Source organism: Arthrobacter sp. ov118 (genome assembly GCF_900116495.1).
Lineage (GTDB): Bacteria > Actinomycetota > Actinomycetes > Actinomycetales > Micrococcaceae > Arthrobacter.
Window position 1 is genome coordinate 221,921 of the sequence record NZ_FPAY01000004.1, and the last position, 18,550, is coordinate 240,470.

The following is an 18,550-nucleotide window of genomic DNA, read 5'->3' on the forward strand; positions in this document are numbered from 1 at the left end:
GCAGCCCGATGGAGTGCAGCACAGTGGAATGCAACCCGGACCGGCGGGCAACGTGGCTGTCCTTGGCGCAAAGTCCGCCGACTTCCTCGCGTGCGCCTCACGCACCTATGAGATCCAGCAGCTCGCCGCCCGCGTTGCGCGGTGCGCCGACGAGGCGGACGCTGTGCTCGCCAGCCTGGCCCGCCTTGAACTGCAGACCTGGCAGTCGCCGGCCGGGCGCGCCTACCGTGTGAGCGTTTCCCTGCAGGCGGCGTCGCTGCGGCGCAGCCGCGACGCCCTGCTGGATGCAGCGGCGGCGGTGCTCCGGCACGCCCAGAACGTGACGCTGTCCGCGGGCGGCCCGGGCTCCTGATGGCCGACGCGACTCCGGCCGACTCCGGCGGCACACCCAGGGTCACGGCGCAACCGGATGACGGAAGCCTGCGGATCCGGGGCGGCGTCGGAGGGATCAGCTTCCAGTTTGAGGAGCTGCTGGCCGGCGCCGGGGCACTGGAGGGGCTGGTCCGGCGGCTGCAGTCGGTCCAAGTGGAGGCCGACGCTGTCCGGCGCGCACTTTTCCCGTACCAGGCCGACTCTTATGCCAGCGGCAGCAACGCCATCATTGCGGTGGGAGAGGCCGGCAGGGACGTTGGCCGTGTCCGGTCTCAGCTTCAGCGCATGGGTGAGGACGTCCGGGCAAGCCACCGGGAGTACGAATACGCGGAGGCCCGCAATTCCCTGCTGCTGCGTTTGGGACTCCACGGGCCCGGGTACGGCGCGGCCCCGGAACCTTTCGCCCTCCCCGGCGTGCGCGACACGGTCGAGGGATGGATCGCCATGATGCCCGGGAATCTCGCCGCGCTGCTGGGCCTGCCCGCGCCCCTGGCGGCGGTGGTCGGAGCCCTGCAAGGGCCCACTGACGTCCGACGACTGGTCCGCGACGCCTCGGGGGCGCCGGGGCTCGCGTTTCTTAATCCCCGGCCCGTCAACATCGCGGGCAGGGAGACATTCACGGCCACTGTCGACCTCTCACCGGCAGGGCTTTTGCGGCGGGCCGGAGCGATGGGGGAGCCGGGGGGCCGGATCGAGGTCATCGAAGTCGACGGCGCCGACCGGCGCTCATGGGTGGTGATCATTCCCGGGACCCAGCTGGGCGGTCCGCCGGACGGGACCAACCCCTTTGACCCCGCCGGAATCGCCGAGGCATTGGGCTACGACTCGGCCTCGACTGCTGCAGCGATCCGGCAGTCCTTGGAGCAGGCAGGGGCCCGGCCCGGTGAACAACTCGTGGCCGTGGGCTACAGCCAGGGCGGGATCCACGCGATGAACCTCAGTAAGGACGCTGCCCTCCTGGCCGAATACGATCTCAAGTTCGTGCTGACAGCGGGCTCACCGGTGGGCGGCATCAGCCCGGGGCCGGACGTGGCCAGCCTGCACCTGGAACACGAGCAGGACTGGGTGCCGGGGGCCGACGGACTGGTGAATCCTGATACCAGGGGCAGGGTGACCGTGACGCTGACGAACCCGCTAACGGTGCCGCCGCCGGCGGATTTCGGCCTGGGGCCGGGGCACCGGCTGGAAAATTACGCGGACGGCGCCACGCTCATCTCGGCAAGCCAGGACACCACGCTCCGGGATTCGACGGCGGCCCTGGCCGCCGTGGTGGGAACGGGCGGGGCTGCGACAGTGACCAGATTCTCGCTCCGGCGTGAGGCGCGGCCGTCGCCGCGGGGCGTACCAGCGCTGCCGCGAACCCGGCCGGGCCCGGGAGCTTCTAGCGGTCGATTGCGGGAAGGAAGCTCGCCACGAGAGACACCAGGCTGATGATGATGGCGGCGAACACTGCAGTCCAAAAGAACGAGTCGATGGTGAAGTGCACCGTTGTGTAGCTGCTGATCCAAGAGGTCAGGTAGAGCATCGCCGCGTTAATGACCACGGTGAAGAGACCCAGGGTGAGGATGGTGATCGGCAACGACAGGATGCTGACGATGGGCTTGACGAAGGCGTTGACAAGGCCAAAGATCAAGCCGATGAACAAGTAGCCCAAGATGATGCTGAGGGTGCCATCGCTGGCGGTTGAAATGTCCAGCCCGGTGAGAATCCAGCAGGCAATGGCCAGGGCCAGTCCGTTGATGATGACTCGCACGATAAATGAGCGCATGGCCTCATGCTGTCATATGCTCCGCCGCAGCGGCAGGGACCATATTCCCCCCGGCGGCGGGCCACATCCCTCCATTGCAGGCGCCCGAAGCAGGACAGCGACCCGAAGTAGGCTAGATGGCATGACTTCATCAGAGAACACGGCCGGGGGCATCAAGCCCCGTCCGGTGGTTGACCTTCTCCCCCGCTACGCGGCCGGAAAACCGCCGGTCCCCGTCGAGGGCCTGGTCAGCTACAAGCTTTCATCAAACGAGAACCCGCTGCCCCCGATCCCTGCAGTGCAGCAGGCCATCGCGGCACAGGCCGACTTCAACCGCTACCCCGATCCGCTCAGCAGCAAGCTGCGTGAATCGCTGGCCCGGTTCCTGGATGTCCCCGCAGAGGACATCGTTACAGGCGCCGGCAGCCTGGGCGCCTTAAACCAACTGCTGGCCACGTTCGCCGGGCAAAATGATGACGGCAAGGCCGACGAAGTCGTCTACGCCTGGCGCTCGTTCGAGGCTTACCCGATCTGCGTCGGACTGGCCGGCGCCGAGAGCGTGCGCATCCCGCTGACGGCGGACGGGCGCCATGACCTTGACGCCATGGCCGCGGCGGTCACCGCGCGGACCCGGATGATCCTGCTGTGCACGCCCAACAACCCGACCGGGCCTATCCTGACCACCGAGGAAACGGAGCGCTTCATCAAGGCTGTCCCCGCGGATGTCGTGGTGGTTATCGATGAGGCCTATCAGGAATTCGTGCGCGCCGGGGACGCGGTGGATGGCATCGCCATGTACCGCAAGTACCCCAACGTCGTGGTCCTGCGGACGTTCTCTAAGGCGCACGGCCTCGCCGGGCTACGGGTGGGTTACAGCGTCTCCCGGCCGGACCTGACCCAGCACCTGCGGGTCGCCGCCACACCCTTCGCGGTGTCCCAGATCGCGGAAACCGCCGCCGTCACGTCACTGGAGCATTTCACTGACGTTGTAGAAAGGGTACAAAGCCTGGTCGATGAGCGGGACCGCGTCACGGCCGGACTGCGGGAGCTCGGGTGGTTCGTTCCGGAGGCGCAGGGCAACTTTGTGTGGCTCAACCTGGGGGAAAACAGCACGGAATTCGCCGCGCTGGCGGGGGAGCGGGCACTCTCTGTGCGCGCCTTCGGCAACGAGGGGGTGCGGGTCAGCATCGGCGAACCGGAAGCCAACACCCGTTTCCTGGAGCTGTGTGCAACCTATACAAAACCGCCACGGCGTTCCTAGCGGTTAACATGACCCGTGCAGGCCGCCCCGTGCGGATAAAGTAAGGACCAGTAAGCCAAAATATATGCCGGGCGCGGAATGCATGCCGTGTCCGGCATATATCCCAGCGATTGCGGCGCATTCGGATGCGGCAAGCAAGGAGACGGTATGGGCGCCACACATCTGCCCTCTACCGAGTTCGACGGAACCGGCATAGACGACCAGCTCGAGGCGGAAGCCGAGGCCCGATTGGGTGCTCCGGCCGAACCGATGGTGCAGCTGCTGGGCCCCGACGGCTCCCTGGGCTCAGACCCGGTTTTCTCGAAGTACGCCGAAAAGCTCGACCCCGACACCTTGCGCGGCTTCTATGCCGACATGGCGAAGATCCGCCGCTTCGATGTGGAAGCCACCGCCCTCCAGCGGCAGGGCCAGTTGGCCCTCTGGGTTCCGCTCACGGGGCAGGAGGCGGCGCAGATCGGCTCCGGCCGGGCGAGCCAGCCGCAGGACTATATCTTCCCGACCTACCGCGAGCACGGGGTCGCCCTGACGCGCAACGTGGACCTGGCCGAACTGCTGCGCCAGTTCCGTGGCGTCTCCAACGGCGGCTGGAATCCCAAGGACACGAACTTCCACCTCTACACGCTGGTCCTGGCCGCCCAGACTCCGCACGCCGTCGGTTACGCCATGGGCATCCAGCGGGACCAGAAACTGGCGGCGGCCAACGCTGCCGCCAGCGCCGAATCGGGCCAGGCCGCGGAGCCCAAGGCCGCCGTCATGGTGTACTTCGGTGACGGCGCCAGCTCCGAAGGCGACGTCCACGAATCGATGGTGTTCGCCTCGTCCTATCGGGCGCCGGTGGTCTTCTTCTGCCAGAACAACCACTGGGCCATCTCCGTACCGAGCTCCGTGCAGACCCGCATCCCGCTCGCCAACAGGGCCAAGGGCTACGGCTTCCCTGGCATTCGGGTAGACGGCAATGACGTGATCGCCGTCCACGCCGTCACCGAGTGGGCGCTGGAGCAGGCCCGCGAGGGCCACGGGCCAGTGTTGATCGAGGCGTTCACCTACCGCGTCGGGGCGCACACCACGGCCGACGATCCCACCAAGTACCGCGGATCCGACGAAGAAGGCCTCTGGCGTGCCAAGGATCCGCTGGAGCGGCTCGAGAAGTACCTCCGGGCTGAGGGCCTCGCGGACGATTCCTTCTTCGAGCAGGTCCGGGCAGACGGCGACGACCTCGCCGCCTACGTGCGCAAGACCACCCACGACCTCGAAACCCCGGATATCCGGACAGCGTTCGCCAATACCTACGTGGAGGCCCATCCGCTGGTGGCCGAAGAACTGGCCTGGTTCGAGTCCTACAGCGCCGGGTTCGCCGACGAGGACCCCAAGGACCCCGGCTCCCAGGCAGAAACAGCCGAGACAGACAGGGCGGCCCGCTGATGACCACCATGACCATTGCGAAAGCCATCAATGAGGGCCTGCGGGCCACGCTGAACAACAATCCCCGCTCGCTGCTGATGGGCGAGGACATCGGCGCCCTGGGCGGCGTTTACCGGGTCACCGACGGACTAGTCGGCGAGTTCGGCGCCGACCGCGTCGTCGATACCCCACTGGCAGAATCCGGCATTATTGGCACCGCGATCGGGCTCTCCCTGCGCGGCTACCAACCTGTTTGTGAAATCCAGTTCGACGGCTTCGTGTTTCCCGGTTTCAACCAGATCACCACCCAGCTCGCCAAAATGCACTCGCGCAGCAATGGCAACCTGACCGTACCGGTTGTTGTCCGGATCCCGTACGGCGGCGGCATCGGTTCGATCGAGCATCACTCGGAATCGCCGGAAGCTCTTTTCGCCCATACGGCCGGCCTGCGCATCATCACGCCGTCCAATCCGCACGACGCCTACTGGATGATCCAGCAGGCCGTCGACTGCCAGGATCCGGTGATCGTTTTCGAGCCTAAGCGCCGGTACTGGCTCAAGGGCGAGGTGGACACGGACAGCCCCGGCGCATCCGCAGACCCCTTCAAAGCGCATGTGCTCCGGGAGGGAACCGACGCCACCGTCGCCGTGTACGGCCCGCTCGTGCCCGTGGCCCTGGCCGCGGCCGAAGCCGCGGCCGAAGACGGCCACAGCGTAGAAGTGATCGATCTCCGTTCCATCTCACCGATCGACTTCGACACCATCACCGCCTCGGTCCACAAGACCGGCCGGCTGATCGTGGCCCACGAGGCACCAACTTTCGGCGGGATCGGCGGCGAAATTGCTGCCCGAATCAGCGAAAGGGCCTTCCACTCGCTCGAGGCCCCCGTCATCCGTGTCGGCGGGTTCCACATGCCGTACCCCGTGGCCAAGGTCGAGGAAGACTACCTGCCCGACATCGACCGCATCCTTGAGGCGCTGGACCGCGCCCTCGCGTACTAACGAGGACCCATGACGCTCAACAAGTTCAACCTCCCCGACGTCGGCGAAGGGCTGACGGAGGCCGAAATCGTCTCTTGGAAGGTCAAGCAGGGCGATACTGTCGCCATCAACGATGTCTTGTGCGAGATCGAGACGGCCAAGTCCCTCGTCGAACTGCCCTCGCCGTTCGCAGGGACCGTCGCCGAACTGCTGGTTCCCGAGGGGGTCACGGTGGAGGTCGGCACACCGATCATCAGCGTCAGTGACGCCGTCGCTGCGCCGGCACCCGGCGTTGGGGCACCCGCCGCCGGGGCGCCCGCTGTCGAGGCGCCCGCTGCGCCCATGTACGGAAAGCTGCCGTCCGACTCTTCCGACGCCGGCGAACAAGCCGGGCGCCCGGCCGGTGGGCCGCTGGTCGGTTCCGGTCCGAAGGCCGATGCCGTCAAACGCCGACGCCGGATTTCCGCCCCGGCAGCCGCAGGTCAGCAGACCCCGGCCGCCCGCATCCCGGCAGCAGCTCCCGTCCCCACCGCGCCAATTGCACCCGTCCCGGCAGCGCTCCCGGCTGCCGCCGGCACGGTGGCCGGCCGCCCTGCCGAGGCGGCAGCGGTCCCCGCCGATGCCATCGACACGCGCCCCACGTTCGGCGGTGCCATCAGCGGCCTGGTCGGCAAGGTCCTGGCCAAGCCGCCGGTCCGAAAGATCGCCCGTGACCTAGGGATCAATCTGGCCGACGTTGTGCCTACCGGCGCCCGCGGTGAGGTGACCCGTGAGGACCTGGTGAGTTACCAGGCCCAGCGCGACGCCGAGCTGGACAAGGCGGACTCGTTCTGGGGCAAGTCCGGCCGCCCGCAGGACCAGCGCATCGAGCGGGTACCAGTCAAGGGGGTCCGCAAGGCCACCGCCAAGGCCATGGTCGAATCCGCCTTCGCGGCGCCGCATGTGAGCATTTTCGTCGACGTCGACGCCAGCCGCACCATGGAATTCGTCAAGCGCCTGAAGGCCTCCCGCGATTTCGAGGGCATCAAGATCTCCCCGCTGCTCATCCTCGCCAAGGCCGTCATTTGGGCGGCGGCGCGCAACCCCAGCGTCAACGCCACCTGGGTGGACAACCCGGACGGCAGCGATTCGGCGGAGATTCACGTCAAGCACTTCATGAACTTGGGCATCGCAGCCGCCACGCCGCGCGGACTGATGGTGCCGAACATCAAGAACGCGCAGGACCTCTCGCTCAAGCAGCTGGCTGTGGCCTTGAACGAGCTCGCCACCACCGCGCGGGCCGGCAAGACGCAGCCGGCGCAGATGCAGGGCGGCACGCTCACGGTGACCAACATCGGCGCCCTCGGGATCGACACCGGCACGCCGATCATCAATCCCGGTGAGGTCGCGATCGTGGCGTTCGGCACCATCAAGCAAAAGCCATGGGTCCTGGACGGCGAAGTCATTCCGCGCTGGATCACCACCCTCGGCGGATCCTTCGACCACCGGGTGGTGGACGGGGACCTTTCGGCCCGCTTCATGGCCGACGTCGCAGCCATCCTGGAAGAGCCGGCCCTGCTCCTGGACTGACACGGGCCACGGACCGCAGCCTGCAGCCCGCAGCCCGCAGCGTTCCTTCCCAGTTACTTCGGCTCCCGCAGCCTGCACCGGCGGGATACCGCGGGTTCCCCGGCCGCAGCGACGTCCCGCGGCCGGCAACTGGGACGGAGCGTTGGACCCGGGCGGCGGCCAAGAGCGAAACGACGGAACCCCGCCGCTGAAGCGTTCAGCGGCGGGGTTCCGGCAGTTATCAGGCTATAGCTCCCGGGCGGACTAGCTTCCCGAGTAAGTCACCAGCAGCTGGGCCATGGCGGGATCGCTGCTAAGTCCGGCGAGGGCGGTGGAGGCGGCAAGAATCAGGCCGCTGAGGGCCACGCCGAGAGCACTGACCCCGGTGAGGAACTTCCAGTCCTCGCGAAGGACACTCCGGAAGGTGTCCGGCATGCGCAGGCCCGGGGCAATCAGGTTGGGGGCGCTGTCGGTTGATCCGTCGTCCAGGAAAGCGACAACGCGGCCGGCGCTGCGGTCCACCCGCATGGTGCTGATGTGGTTGCCGTGGCGGGCGAGCAGGATGTCGTGGCCGACCATTTGGCGGCGCTGAAGAGTGATCATGAGGTTCCCCTTGGTAGGTGGATTCTTGGATGTCCGCACCATCGCAGGGCACTTCCCATTTTACCGAGCCGGTCCTGTCCGGGACCGTCGTCCGGCGGTGAGGCTGCCCACGGAAGGGGGTGATCCTGGTCAAATCCGATCACGGTCAAGCCCGTGCCGTCCTGTCCCGGAGACTCACCGCGGCACTAGAGTGGCACCAGCCGTCCAGCCCGGCGGTCGCGGATCAAAGGAGATGTTGCGTGTTCACAAGTCCCTACCCCGACGTCGAAGTCCCCAATCTCGGCATCTACGACTACCTCTTCGGCGGACTGGGGGAGGAAGACCTAGACCGCGTCGCCATCGTGGACGGCGCCAGCGGCGCGGAAACCACGTATCGTTCGCTGCGCGGCCAAATCGATGCTCTCGCAGGTGCCGTCGCGGCCCAGGGCCTCGGCGTGCACGGCGTGGCAGCCATCCTGTGTCCCAACATCCCTGCCTTCGCCACGGTCTTCCACGGGCTGCTGCGCGCGGGCGCGACAGTGACCACCATCAACTCGCTGTACACGGCGGACGAGATCGCCGGTCAGCTTACCGACGCCGGCGCGGCCTGGCTGTTCACCGTCTCGGCTCTGCTGCCCGCCGCGCGGGAGGCTGCCGAACGGACCGGGATCCCCGCGGACCGGCTCGTGGTGCTCGACGGCGCCGACGGCCACCCCTCGCTGGGCGACTTGCTCTCCGCCGGTGCGCCGGCACCTCGAATCTCCTTCGATCCCGCCACCCATGTGGCCGTGCTGCCATACTCGTCCGGCACCACCGGCCGGCCCAAGGGGGTCATGCTCAGCCACCGGAACCTGGTCGCCAACGTGGAACAGTCCCGGGGACTGCTCGACGTCGGACCCGACGACCGGTTGCTGGCGCTGCTCCCGTTCTTCCACATTTACGGCCTGACGGTGCTGCTGAACCTGGCGCTGCGCCAGCGGGCCAGGCTCGTGACCATGCCCCGGTTCGAGCTCCCCGAGTTCCTGCGGATCATCCAGGAGCACCGGTGCAGTTACCTGTTCATCGCCCCGCCGGTGGCAGTGGCGCTGACCAAACACCCGCTGGTCGCCGAGCACGACCTCAGCTCGGTGCACACCGCCCTCTCCGGTGCAGCGCCGTTGGACGGGGAGCTGGGCGACCGCCTGGCCGAGCGCCTCGGGTGCCGGGTCCTGCAGGGCTACGGTATGACCGAGATGAGCCCGGTGTCGCACCTGATCCCGTGCAACGCAGGGGACCTTCCGGTCAGCTCGGTGGGGTACACGGTACCCAATATGCAGTGCCGCCTCGTGGATCCGGCCACAGGCGAGGACATCGCGGTGCCCGCGGAAGGAACCAGCGCGCCGGGGCACCTGCTGTGCCGCGGGCCGAACGTGATGCTGGGGTATCTGAACCAGCCGCGGGAAACCGCGGACGCCCTGGACGCCCAGGGCTTCCTGCGCACCGGCGACATCGCCACGGTGCGGGCCGACGGCGTCGTGACAATCGTGGACCGGCTCAAGGAACTGATCAAGTACAAGGGCTACCAGATCGCCCCGGCAGAGCTTGAGGCACTGCTCCTGACCCACCCCGGCATTGCCGACGCCGCGGTGATCGGATCCCTCGACGACGATGGCCAGGAAGTCCCGTTGGCGTTCGTCGTCCGCCAGCCCGGACCGGAGGGCGACGCCTTGGACGAGGCCGCCGTCACAGCCTTTGTGGCCGCCAAGGTGGCGCCGTTCAAGAAGGTCCGCCACGTGGAGTTCATCGAGGCCGTGCCGAAGTCCTCCTCAGGAAAAATCCTGCGTCGGAAGCTGAAGGCCGCAGAGCCGGCCTAGTCGACGTCCGTCTTGGCGATGTAGACGTCGCAGGGGGCGCCGTGGGCCACGCTGTTCGCAACGCTCCCCAAGACACGGCCGATCCCCTGCATGCGCCGGTTGCCCACCACGATCATCCGGGCACCGGTCCGTTCGGCTTCCCGGATCAGTGCCTCGGCGGGCTTGCCCCGGGCAGCGGCGTAAGTGACATTGGTGTCGGGGCGGCGCAGGCCGTCTGCTACCGTCCGCGCGACTTTCTCCGCGTTCCCGGCGTCGGAAACGATCCACTGGTCACTGCCGCTGCCGAAGACCTCGGTCCTGTCGCTGTCGAAGGCGCTGACCACATGAAGCGTGGCCCCCATGGAAGCCGCGAGGTCACGCGCGGTGTGCGCCGCCCGCAGCGCCGTCTCACTGCCGTCGACGCCGACAACGATAATTCCGGTCATGGACCGCTCCTCTGCTCTATAACGCTGCTTTTCGGTAAGTACAGGTGTTCGATGGGTACCCGGCGTCCGGGCTACCGGGCGGCGATCGCTTCGTGCAGGACAGGGGCGAGCCGCCGTACGCCTTCGCGGATCGCGTCGGGCGGCACGGCGCTGAAGGCCAGCCGGATCTTGTTGGAGGGGTCATCGGAATGGGTGAATGCTGCTCCCGGAATGAAGACCACGCCGGCGTCGATCGCCTTCTTCAGCAGTGGGTAGGTGTCCACGCCGTCGGGCAGCGTGACCCAGACGAAAAAGCCGCCGTCGGGGCGCGTCCAGCTCAGTCCGTCGGGCATGTATTCCGCCAGGGCCGCAAGCATGGCCTCGCAGCGTTCCTGGTACAGCCCTCGGTACGTCTCGATCTGGCCCCGCCAGTCGTAGTCGCGCAGGTAGGCGGAGACGAGCATTTGGTTGAGCGTCGGCGGGCACAAGGTGACGGCCTCCGACGCCAGGTAGTAGCGGCGCTGCAGGTGGGCCGGGACAAGGGCCCAGCCGATCCGCAGGCCGGGGGCGAAGATCTTCGAGAACGACCCCATGTAGATTACGTCGTCCGGGTTGGCTGCCCGCAAGGGGGTCAGCGGCTTGCCGTCGAAGCGCAGAAGGCCGTAGGGATTGTCCTCGAGCACCAAGATATTCGCCCGGCGGCATATATCAACCACTGACTGCCGGCGTTCCGGCGACAGGGTGATCCCCGACGGGTTATTAAAGCTGGGGATGGTGTAGAGGAACTTGATGCTCTTCCCGGCGGTCTGAAGGGCGGCGATTTTGGCCTCCAGGAGGTCCGGGATGATGCCGTCCCCGTCCATCGGCACGGTCTCGACGCCCACCTGGTAGGCCTCGAAGGTGTTGAGGGCGCCGACGTACGTCGGGTCCTCCACGAGGACAACGTCACCCGGGTTGCAGAAGACCTTGGTGGCCACATCCTGCGCGGACTGCGAACCGGCGGTTATTACAACGTTCGCGGGGTCGGCGTCGAGGATCCCTTCCGCCGCCATGACTTCGCAGATCTGGGTACGGAGTTCCTCGGTGCCCTGGCCGCCGCCGTACTGCAAGGCGGTCATCCCCTGTTCGGCGATAATTTGCGCGGCGGTCTGGCCGAGGCGTTCCAGCGGCAGGGACTGCAAGTAGGGGCTCCCGCCGGCGAGGGAAACGAGGCCGGGGCGCATCGAAATGTCGAAGACGTCCCGGACTGCCGACTGCTTGATGTTGGCTGCGCGCTCCGAGAACAGGATCTCGTGGCGGTGGGCGGACGTAGCCGCGCGTTCGATTGCGTCAATTGCCTCGGCCGGTAGGACTGCTGCGGCGGCATCGAGTGTTTCGTGGGTCACACAGCCTAGAGTACTACCCGTGTTGTCCGCGAGGCAACGATTGTTTCCACCCGACCCCGGGTCGGCGACGCCGCCGCCGGGCGAGGCTGGCGGCGGTACGCTCAGGTCAGCGTCCAGTTCCGGATTTCCTCCGGGTCCTCCCCGTGCTCGCGGGTGTGGTCCCGTGCCTGCATCCGGCGGTCCTGCAGTGACTGGCGCAGCAGCGAGTGCCGCTCGCGCAATCCCTCCACCCGGTCGATGACGTCGATGGCCAGTTGGAAGCGGTCAATGCCGTTGAGCATGGCCATGTCGAAAGGCGTCGTGGTGGTGCCCTCCTCCGTGTACCCGCGCACGTGCAGCCGCTCCTGGCTGCCGTGCCTGTACGTGAGCCGGTGGATCAGCGCCGGATAGCCGTGGTACGCGAAGATGATCGGCTTGTCGGCCGTGAAGATTCCGTCGAAGTCTCGTGCGGCGAGGCCGTGCGGATGCTCGCTGTCTGCCTGGAGCCGCATCAGGTCCACCACATTGACCACCCTGATCAGCAGGTCCGGGACGCCTTCCGCGAGCAGGCGTGCCGCCGCGACTGTTTCGATGGTGGGAACGTCGCCCGCACAGGCCAGAACGACGTCGGGCTCCGCACCGGGGACTTCCGTGCCGGCAAAGTCCCAGATGCCCAGCCCCCGCCGGGTGTGGTGCTCTGCTTCAACCGGGGTGAGCCAGGTAGGCGATGGTTGTTTGCCGCTGACCACGATGTTGACGTAGTCCCGGGACCGCAGGCAGTGGTCCATGACGGCCAGGAGAGTGTTGGCATCCGGAGGCAGGTACACGCGGATGACCTCGGCTTTCTTGTTGACAGCATGGTCAATGAAACCGGGGTCCTGATGCGAAAACCCGTTGTGGTCCTGCTGCCATACGTGCGAGGAGAGCAGGTAATTCAGCGACGCTACAGGCCGCCGCCACGGCAATTCCCGGTGGACTTTGAGCCACTTGGCGTGCTGGTTGAACATCGAATCGACGATGTGGATGAACGCCTCGTAGCAATTGAAGACGCCGTGCCGGCCGGTCAGCAGATACCCCTCGAGCCACCCCTGGCACAGGTGTTCGCTGAGCACCTCCCGCACCCTGCCGGCCCGGGCCAGATGCTCGTCAACGTCCTCGATCCGGGACTCCCACACCTTGTCCGACACATCAAACACGGCTTGCAGCCGGTTCGATGCCGTCTCATCCGGGCCGAACAGCAGGAAATTGTCCGGGTTGTCCGCAATGACGTCCCGGAGCCAGCCACCCAGGGTGACCATGGGGCTGACCTGTTCAGCCCCCGGCGTGCCGACCTCGACGGCGTGCTGGGCGTAGTCCGGTAAGGCCAGGGAGCGCAGCAGCACGCCGCCGTTGGCGTGCGCCGTCGCGCTCATCCGCAGGCCGCCGGAGGGAGCGTTCGCCCTGACGTCCGGCCGAAGCCTGCCGTGTTCGTCAAAGAGTTCATCCGGACAGTAGGACGTCAGCCAGCTTTCCAGCTGGGCAAGGTGCTCAGGGTTGGTGCGGACCTCGGACAAAGGCACTTGATGGCTCCGCCACGTGCCCTCGACCTGCAGGCCATCCACCGTGCGGGGACCGGTCCAACCCTTGGGCGAACGCAGCACGATCATCGGCCACCGCCCATCCGCGCCACCGGCATCGTTCGAGGCGTTGTTTGACGTCGCGTTGGTTGGTGCTGTGCGGTGGGCGGCCTGGATGGCACGGATTTCGGTGAGGCAATCGTCCAGAGCAGCGGCGAAGTCGCGGTGCGCCTTGGGGGTATCGTCCGGATCGTCCACGGACACAAAATGTGGCTCGTGGCCATAGCCGCGGAGCAACTGCTCGAGCTGCCGTTCCGGCATGCGGGCCAGGATCGTGGGGTTGGCGATTTTGTAGCCGTTGAGGTGCAGGATGGGCAGCACGGCGCCGTCGGCCACGGGATCCAGAAAATTGTGCGAGTGCCAGCTGGCCGCCAGTGGTCCGGTTTCGGCTTCGCCGTCACCGATCACGACGGCGGTAATCAGCTGCGGGTTGTCGAAGACGGAACCGTAGGCGTGCGCGAGCGAGTATCCCAGCTCTCCGCCTTCACTGATGGACCCGGGCGTCTCGGGGGCCGCGTGGCTGGGCACGCCGCCCGGGTAGGAGAACTGCCGGAAGAGCTCGGCCAGGCCCCGCTCGTCGTCGCCGACATGACCGTAGGTCTCCGAATACGTGCCCTCCAGCCAGCCGTTGGCCACCACAGCGGGGCCCCCGTGGCCGGGGCCCGCGATGAACAGCATCTCCTGCCGGTCCCGGCGGATGACGCGGTTGAGATGGGCGTAGACGAAGTTCAGGCCCGGGGTTGTTCCCCAGTGCCCCAGCAGGCGTGACTTCGTGTCGTCAGCCTGAAGGGGCCTGCGCAGGAGCGGGTTGGACCTTAGGTAGATCTGCCCCACGGACAGGTAGTTGGCGGCCCGCCACCAGCGGTCCACCAGGGCCAATCCGTCGTCGAGCGCCGGCTCCTCCTGCCGGGGACCCCCGTCGGCAGGGCTGCGCATTTCGCCGGCTGGCGCGTGGTCCGGGTGGCTCATCAGTAAGTCCTCCGCTTCGTTGGGAACCGTCAGGAACACGGTCCGTGACCATAGCAACACCTTGATCCGTTCAGGGCAAGCTACCTCGGCACGATGGCTCGGCACCCAGTCCACACGCGGCCTCGACACACATTGCGGGTCCGCCTACCGTGGAGCCATGAGTGACGTACCGGCAGATGACGCGCCCGCACCGGCTGACGATAACGACGGCCCCGGCATCGACGCCGATGCCTTCTCGCCGGTGTTGGATCCGGACTACGTCCGGGGGGAGGCGCCCAAGGATGACGCGGCCAAGGACCGCGCGGCCGGAAGCGAAGCGCAGCCGGACCCAAAAAATTCGGACCCAAAAAATTCGGACGCAGAGAATCGGGACGGAGTGAATCCGGAGGAAACCGACGCTTGAGTCTTTTGTCGCCATCGTTCGTCGGCGGTGCACGGCAGGCGGCCAGTTATCGCCGCGCTCCTTACCTTTCCGGCAATGCATTGTTAGCGTGGGGGGAACGTTGCCTGCCAAAGAATCTGGAGAAGTCATGAGCACTGAACAGAACATGAGCACTGAACAGAACGGGACTGGAGAAGACAGGACCGGAGAAGACGTACACGACGGCGTACGGGACGGAGCCCGTCCCGTACCCAAGGAAGCACCGGACGATGAAGGAACGACGGCGGGCGCACCCTCCGGTCCCAGCGACAGCACGGACGATTCGACCAAGGCCACCGGCCCGGCTGAGGAGCAGGACAGTGAAACCCCGGACTCACGGGGCTTGACCACTGATACGGCACCCGGCGACTAAGGCGCCCGCTCCGCAGCAGACATCACCGTTACGAAAGGGCATGACCATGAACGCGGAACAGCACGGGAACGACGCCTCCGGCGAGCGTTCGTTGGGCGCATACCTGCACAGTCACTTGATAGCCGCGGCAGCCGGGGAGCGTCTCTTCGAGCAGGCGGCCAAGGCCTGGAAGGACACACCGCACGGCGACACCCTCACCCGGCTCACGGGAGAAGTGGGCGCAGACAAGGCCGCCCTTTACGGCATTGCCGATGAGCTTGGGTTGGCCATCCCCACCTATAAAAAGCCGTTTGCCTGGATCGGGGCGCATCTGGCGTCCCTTGGCCCGCTCAATCCGCTGCACGGCAGGAGCGGGGCCGCCGGACATCTTGAGCTCGAGGCCCTCATTACTGCCGTCACCGGCAAGTCCCTGCTCTGGAAGACGCTCGTCATCCTGTCCCGCACCGACCCGCGCATCCAACAGGACAAGGTCGCCCATCTGCTGGACCAGGCAACGGAACAGCTGCGCGAACTCGAGAACCTGCTCCTGGAAACCACGGCGGACCGGTTCGCGGACACCGGCACGTAAGACACCGGCACGTGAGATTCCGGCATGTGAGATTCCGGTACGTGCGATTCCAGCGCTGGGGGCCTCAGTGAGCCGAAGCCCCCAGCGCGCCGCGGTTCTCAGCGGGCCGCGGTTCTCAGCGCGCCGCGACGAGGGCCTGGGGTGCGGCCTGTTTCATCCGGGTTTGCAGCCAGCGCAGTTGGATGGCGGTTTCGGCGTCGCATTTCGCCACGACCTCGAGCAATTCCTTATCGCGCAGTGCTGAGCCAGCCTGTTTGACCATCGTCCATGTGATGTCCACGAGGCTCGCCAGCAGGTATAGGTCCTGCAGGTCGCGCAGGAGCCCCACGGGGCCCTCGCGGGTCGTGGACAGGCCCTCGGCATGGAGTCGCTCCGGCTCGTTGTCCTCGCGGCTTTCGCCGTAGCGCTGCAGGACGGGATGCAGGAGTTCCCCATGACGGTCACACTGCCCCGCCAGGGTGCGGCAGAGGAAGTGGACGTCCGGCTCGGCGCCGTGGCCCTCGGCAACCTGACGGAACGATTCGGCGAGGGTCTGTTCCGCCTGGTGGAGCATACCCAGATAGATTTTCAGGTTCATCGCTGGCTCCCCTCCCGGGCATTGATCGCGTCAGGGAACCGGGGCGCCGGTTCCGCGCCCGGCGTTTCCGTGGCCTGGGCAGCGTCGCCACCGGTCGTGGCCGGGACCGGAGTCGCGCCGGGGGCCATGGCGGGCCGGGACGCCGTCGTGGTCGGGGCAGGCGCCGGTCCGGTGGCATCGCCGATCTTCTCCACCGCCACCGCCGCGTTCTTGAACATCGGCTGTTTGGATACCGGGTCCCATTCGGTGAGGGTCAGTTCGTTCGCAGCAGTAGGGTGCGGACCCGGGCTGCCGCCTGTTTCCCAGTAGCCGTAATGGAACGGGGCGAACACTGTCCCGGGGGCGATGCCGCTGACCCGTGCGGGCACCTCGATCCTGCCCCGGCGGGAGGTCACCCGGACCAGATCGCCTTCGGAGATTCCGAACCGGTCTGCGTCCTCCCGCGCCAGTTCCACCCAGGCCCGCGGTGCCGCATTGGTGAGGGGCCGGGAGCGGCCCGTTTTGGTGCGGGTATGGAAGTGGTACGCCGTGCGGCCGGTCGTATACCGGAGCGGGTGGTCCTCGTCAGGCTCCTCGTGCGGAGGATGAAACGGGGCGGTCTTGAACTGGGCCCGACCGCCGGGCCCCTGCGCGCGGAAGGCCTGGGCCCCCACCGTTGCGCCGGTCAGGAGGTCGTGGCCGTAGCTTTCACAGTAGTCTGGATCTGTGGGGAAAACGCCGTCGCCGTACAGCCGGTCTGTTCCGTCCGGGTGATCTTCGTTGCACGGCCACGGGATGCCGCTGCCGCCCCGCAACCGGTCGTAGGTGATGCCGGTGTAGTCGCACGGCCGTCCGCGGGAGCAGTTTTTCCAGGCCTCGAATGCGTCCTCGGGACCTGTCCAGTCCAGCAGCGGCGCACCTGCCAGAGTGGTGAATTCCATTCTGCGGGAGTAGTCGAGGAAGATGTCCAGGTCGCTGCGGGCCTCACCTGGCGGGTCGACGGCCTTGTCGGAGAGGTGCACGACGCGGTTGACGTTGGTGAACGTTCCGGTTTTTTCGCCCCAGGCCGCTGCCGGCAGCACCACGTCCGCGTATTGTGCGGTTTCGGTGAGGTAGAGGTCCTGGACGACGAGGAAGAGATCCGGTTTGGTCAGAATGTCCCGGATCCGGGGAAGTTGGGGCATGGAGACGGCCGGGTTCGTAGCGGAGATCCACAGGAAATTGATGGATCCTTGTTCGGCGTATCGGAAGATCTGCATGGCGTGGGTGGGCGGCGCCCAGTCCGGGATGGTCATCGGATCCACGTCCCAGAGTCTGGCCAGTTCCTTGATGTGATCGGGATTTTCCCAGTTGCGGAAACCCGGCAGGTCGCCGTCGGCGCCGCATTCCCTGTTGTTTTGGGCGGTGGGTTGGCCGTTCATCTGCAGGACCCCGCACCCTGGCCGGCCCAGCATTCCGCGCAGCAGGTGCAGATTGTTGACCTGGCAGGACGCGGCCGTGGCCTGGGAGGACTGGTAGAAACCCTGCAGCACCGTGGAAACGATCCGGTCCGAGGTGCCGAAGATCCGGGCTGCCTCCCGGATGTCCGCCGCCGGGACGCCGCACGTGGCGGCCGCCGCCTCTGCCGTCCACGGTTCGACTGCCTTCCGGAGATCGTCCAGGCCCCGGGTGTGGTCACGGATGTAGCCGGTATCCTCCCAGCCCCGGGCGAGGATTTCGCGGACCAGGGCGTGCATAAGGGCCAGGTTGGTGCCGGGCCGGATGGCCAGGTGGACGTCGGCGTGGCGTGCAACTTCCGTGTCGCGCGGATCCACGCACACGATTTTGGGCCGGTCCGGGCCCGCGATTCGGTCCAGGACGCGGGACCAGAGCACGGTTTGCGTCTCGGCCATGTTGTGGCCGTAGAGGAACAGCGCGTCGCAGCTGTCGACGTCGGTATAGGATCCTGGCTGGCCGTCGGCGCCGAACGACTCCTTCATGGCCGCTGCCGCCGTCGCGGTGCACAGCCGGGTGTTTCCGTCCATGTGCGGGGTGCCAATCCCTCCCTTTCCAACGACGGCCAGGGCGTAGTACTCCTCCAGGAAAAGCTGCCCGCTGGTATAGAAGCCGTGGCTGAGCGGGCCGCGCTCAGCCAGCAGGCTTCGACTCCGGTCCACGATCCGACGCATCGCCGTGTCCCAGTCACATTCGACCAGCTGCCCGTTGTCCCGGACCAAGGGACTGATCAGGCGGTCCTTGTTGGACACGCCTTGCCGGCTGGCGAAGAGCCCCTTCGGTCCCAGCCGCCCGTGGTTGACCAAGTCTTGGGCCCGGCCGCGGATGCCGACCATCGCGCCGTCCTTGACGGCGATGTCGCAGGCGCAGCCGTTGCTGCACAGCACGCAGGCGGACTGCACCCACCGGTCGACGTCGGCTTCCGCGACGCCGTCGTCGAGGACTTGGTCCACGCGGACCGGCCACAGGCCGTCGCGGGCATACGGGGTCCGGGACCCCCAAATGTTTGCTATCCGGTCGACCACGTCGCTCCTCTACCTT

At 66.9% G+C, this 18,550-nt stretch carries 17 protein-coding genes; 10 read left to right on the forward strand and 7 right to left on the reverse strand.

Annotation, left to right across the window (positions count from 1 at the left end; translation table 11 throughout):
* The first annotated feature begins 28 nt into the window (after nt 1-28).
* Together BM372_RS10710 and BM372_RS10715 are read left to right on the forward strand one after the other, a co-directional pair.
* Entirely contained in the window at nt 29-352 is a 324-nt protein-coding gene (locus BM372_RS10710) for a hypothetical protein (protein ID WP_090954975.1), read from the forward strand.
* Complete coding sequence (locus BM372_RS10715) at nt 352-1,803, forward strand: hypothetical protein (protein WP_177235960.1); 1,452 nt, start codon at nt 352-354, stop codon at nt 1,801-1,803. Before BM372_RS10710 ends, BM372_RS10715 begins: the two co-directional genes overlap by 1 nt.
* Here BM372_RS10715 and BM372_RS10720 read toward each other — a convergent pair.
* Nucleotides 1,754-2,140 carry a phage holin family protein gene (locus BM372_RS10720; protein WP_090954978.1) on the reverse strand — a complete coding sequence of 129 codons (387 nt, stop codon included), beginning with the start codon at nt 2,138-2,140 and terminating at the stop codon, nt 1,754-1,756. The two genes, BM372_RS10715 and BM372_RS10720, sit on opposite strands and share 50 nt — an antisense overlap.
* 121 nt (nt 2,141-2,261) lie before the next feature.
* On the opposite strand from BM372_RS10720, the gene BM372_RS10725 reads away from it, so the two are divergent.
* The 4 genes from BM372_RS10725 to BM372_RS10740 all read left to right on the forward strand — a co-directional run bounded on the left by BM372_RS10725 (nt 2,262) and on the right by BM372_RS10740 (nt 7,330).
* Nucleotides 2,262-3,380 (forward strand): histidinol-phosphate transaminase, encoded by a 1,119-nt coding sequence (locus tag BM372_RS10725; protein ID WP_177235961.1) that lies wholly within the window; start codon nt 2,262-2,264, stop codon nt 3,378-3,380.
* A gap of 147 nt (nt 3,381-3,527) precedes the next feature.
* Nucleotides 3,528-4,802, forward strand: coding sequence for a thiamine pyrophosphate-dependent dehydrogenase E1 component subunit alpha (locus BM372_RS10730; protein WP_090954980.1), 1,275 nt, complete (start codon nt 3,528-3,530; stop codon nt 4,800-4,802).
* A complete protein-coding gene (locus BM372_RS10735) occupies nt 4,802-5,782 on the forward strand; it encodes an alpha-ketoacid dehydrogenase subunit beta (RefSeq protein ID WP_090954982.1) in 981 nt (326 codons plus the stop codon). Before BM372_RS10730 ends, BM372_RS10735 begins: the two co-directional genes overlap by 1 nt.
* Nucleotides 5,783-5,791: 9 nt before the next feature.
* The gene (locus BM372_RS10740; RefSeq protein ID WP_090954984.1) at nt 5,792-7,330 is read left to right on the forward strand and encodes a dihydrolipoamide acetyltransferase family protein; all 1,539 of its coding nucleotides are present in this window, start codon (nt 5,792-5,794) and stop codon (nt 7,328-7,330) included.
* 243 nt (nt 7,331-7,573) lie between these two features.
* On the opposite strand, the gene BM372_RS10745 is transcribed toward BM372_RS10740, so the two are convergent.
* On the reverse strand, nt 7,574-7,912 hold the full coding sequence (locus tag BM372_RS10745; protein WP_090954986.1) for a hypothetical protein: 339 nt from the start codon (nt 7,910-7,912) through the stop codon (nt 7,574-7,576).
* A gap of 239 nt (nt 7,913-8,151) precedes the next feature.
* On the opposite strand from BM372_RS10745, the gene BM372_RS10750 reads away from it, so the two are divergent.
* Nucleotides 8,152-9,744, forward strand: a complete 1,593-nt coding sequence (locus BM372_RS10750; protein ID WP_090954988.1) for an AMP-binding protein — start codon at nt 8,152-8,154, stop codon at nt 9,742-9,744.
* On the opposite strand, the gene BM372_RS10755 is transcribed toward BM372_RS10750, so the two are convergent.
* From BM372_RS10755 to BM372_RS10765, 3 genes are all read right to left on the reverse strand, one after another.
* Complete coding sequence (locus BM372_RS10755; protein WP_090954990.1) at nt 9,741-10,169, reverse strand: universal stress protein; 429 nt, start codon at nt 10,167-10,169, stop codon at nt 9,741-9,743. The genes BM372_RS10750 and BM372_RS10755 overlap by 4 nt on opposite strands.
* Before the next feature lie 71 nt (nt 10,170-10,240).
* Nucleotides 10,241-11,533 carry an aminotransferase-like domain-containing protein gene (locus tag BM372_RS10760; protein ID WP_090954992.1) on the reverse strand — a complete coding sequence of 431 codons (1,293 nt, stop codon included), beginning with the start codon at nt 11,531-11,533 and terminating at the stop codon, nt 10,241-10,243.
* A 101-nt stretch (nt 11,534-11,634) separates the two neighbouring features.
* Nucleotides 11,635-14,064 (reverse strand): phosphoketolase family protein, encoded by a 2,430-nt coding sequence (locus BM372_RS10765; RefSeq protein WP_090955124.1) that lies wholly within the window; start codon nt 14,062-14,064, stop codon nt 11,635-11,637.
* A gap of 190 nt (nt 14,065-14,254) precedes the next feature.
* On the opposite strand from BM372_RS10765, the gene BM372_RS10770 reads away from it, so the two are divergent.
* The 3 genes from BM372_RS10770 to BM372_RS10780 all read left to right on the forward strand — a co-directional run bounded on the left by BM372_RS10770 (nt 14,255) and on the right by BM372_RS10780 (nt 15,459).
* A complete protein-coding gene (locus BM372_RS10770; RefSeq protein WP_090954994.1) occupies nt 14,255-14,500 on the forward strand; it encodes a hypothetical protein in 246 nt (81 codons plus the stop codon).
* A gap of 127 nt (nt 14,501-14,627) precedes the next feature.
* Nucleotides 14,628-14,891, forward strand: coding sequence for a hypothetical protein (locus BM372_RS10775; protein WP_090954996.1), 264 nt, complete (start codon nt 14,628-14,630; stop codon nt 14,889-14,891).
* Between the two features lie 40 nt (nt 14,892-14,931).
* On the forward strand, nt 14,932-15,459 hold the full coding sequence (locus tag BM372_RS10780) for a hypothetical protein (protein ID WP_090954998.1): 528 nt from the start codon (nt 14,932-14,934) through the stop codon (nt 15,457-15,459).
* A gap of 115 nt (nt 15,460-15,574) precedes the next feature.
* Here BM372_RS10780 and BM372_RS10785 read toward each other — a convergent pair whose 3' ends face one another.
* Nucleotides 15,575-16,036: a hypothetical protein gene (locus tag BM372_RS10785; RefSeq protein ID WP_090955000.1), complete on the reverse strand. Its 462-nt coding sequence runs from the start codon at nt 16,034-16,036 to the stop codon at nt 15,575-15,577.
* On the reverse strand, nt 16,033-18,534 hold the full coding sequence (locus BM372_RS10790) for a molybdopterin oxidoreductase family protein (protein WP_090955002.1): 2,502 nt from the start codon (nt 18,532-18,534) through the stop codon (nt 16,033-16,035). The genes BM372_RS10785 and BM372_RS10790 overlap by 4 nt, the downstream gene beginning before the upstream one ends.
* Between the last annotated feature and the right edge of the window lie 16 nt (nt 18,535-18,550).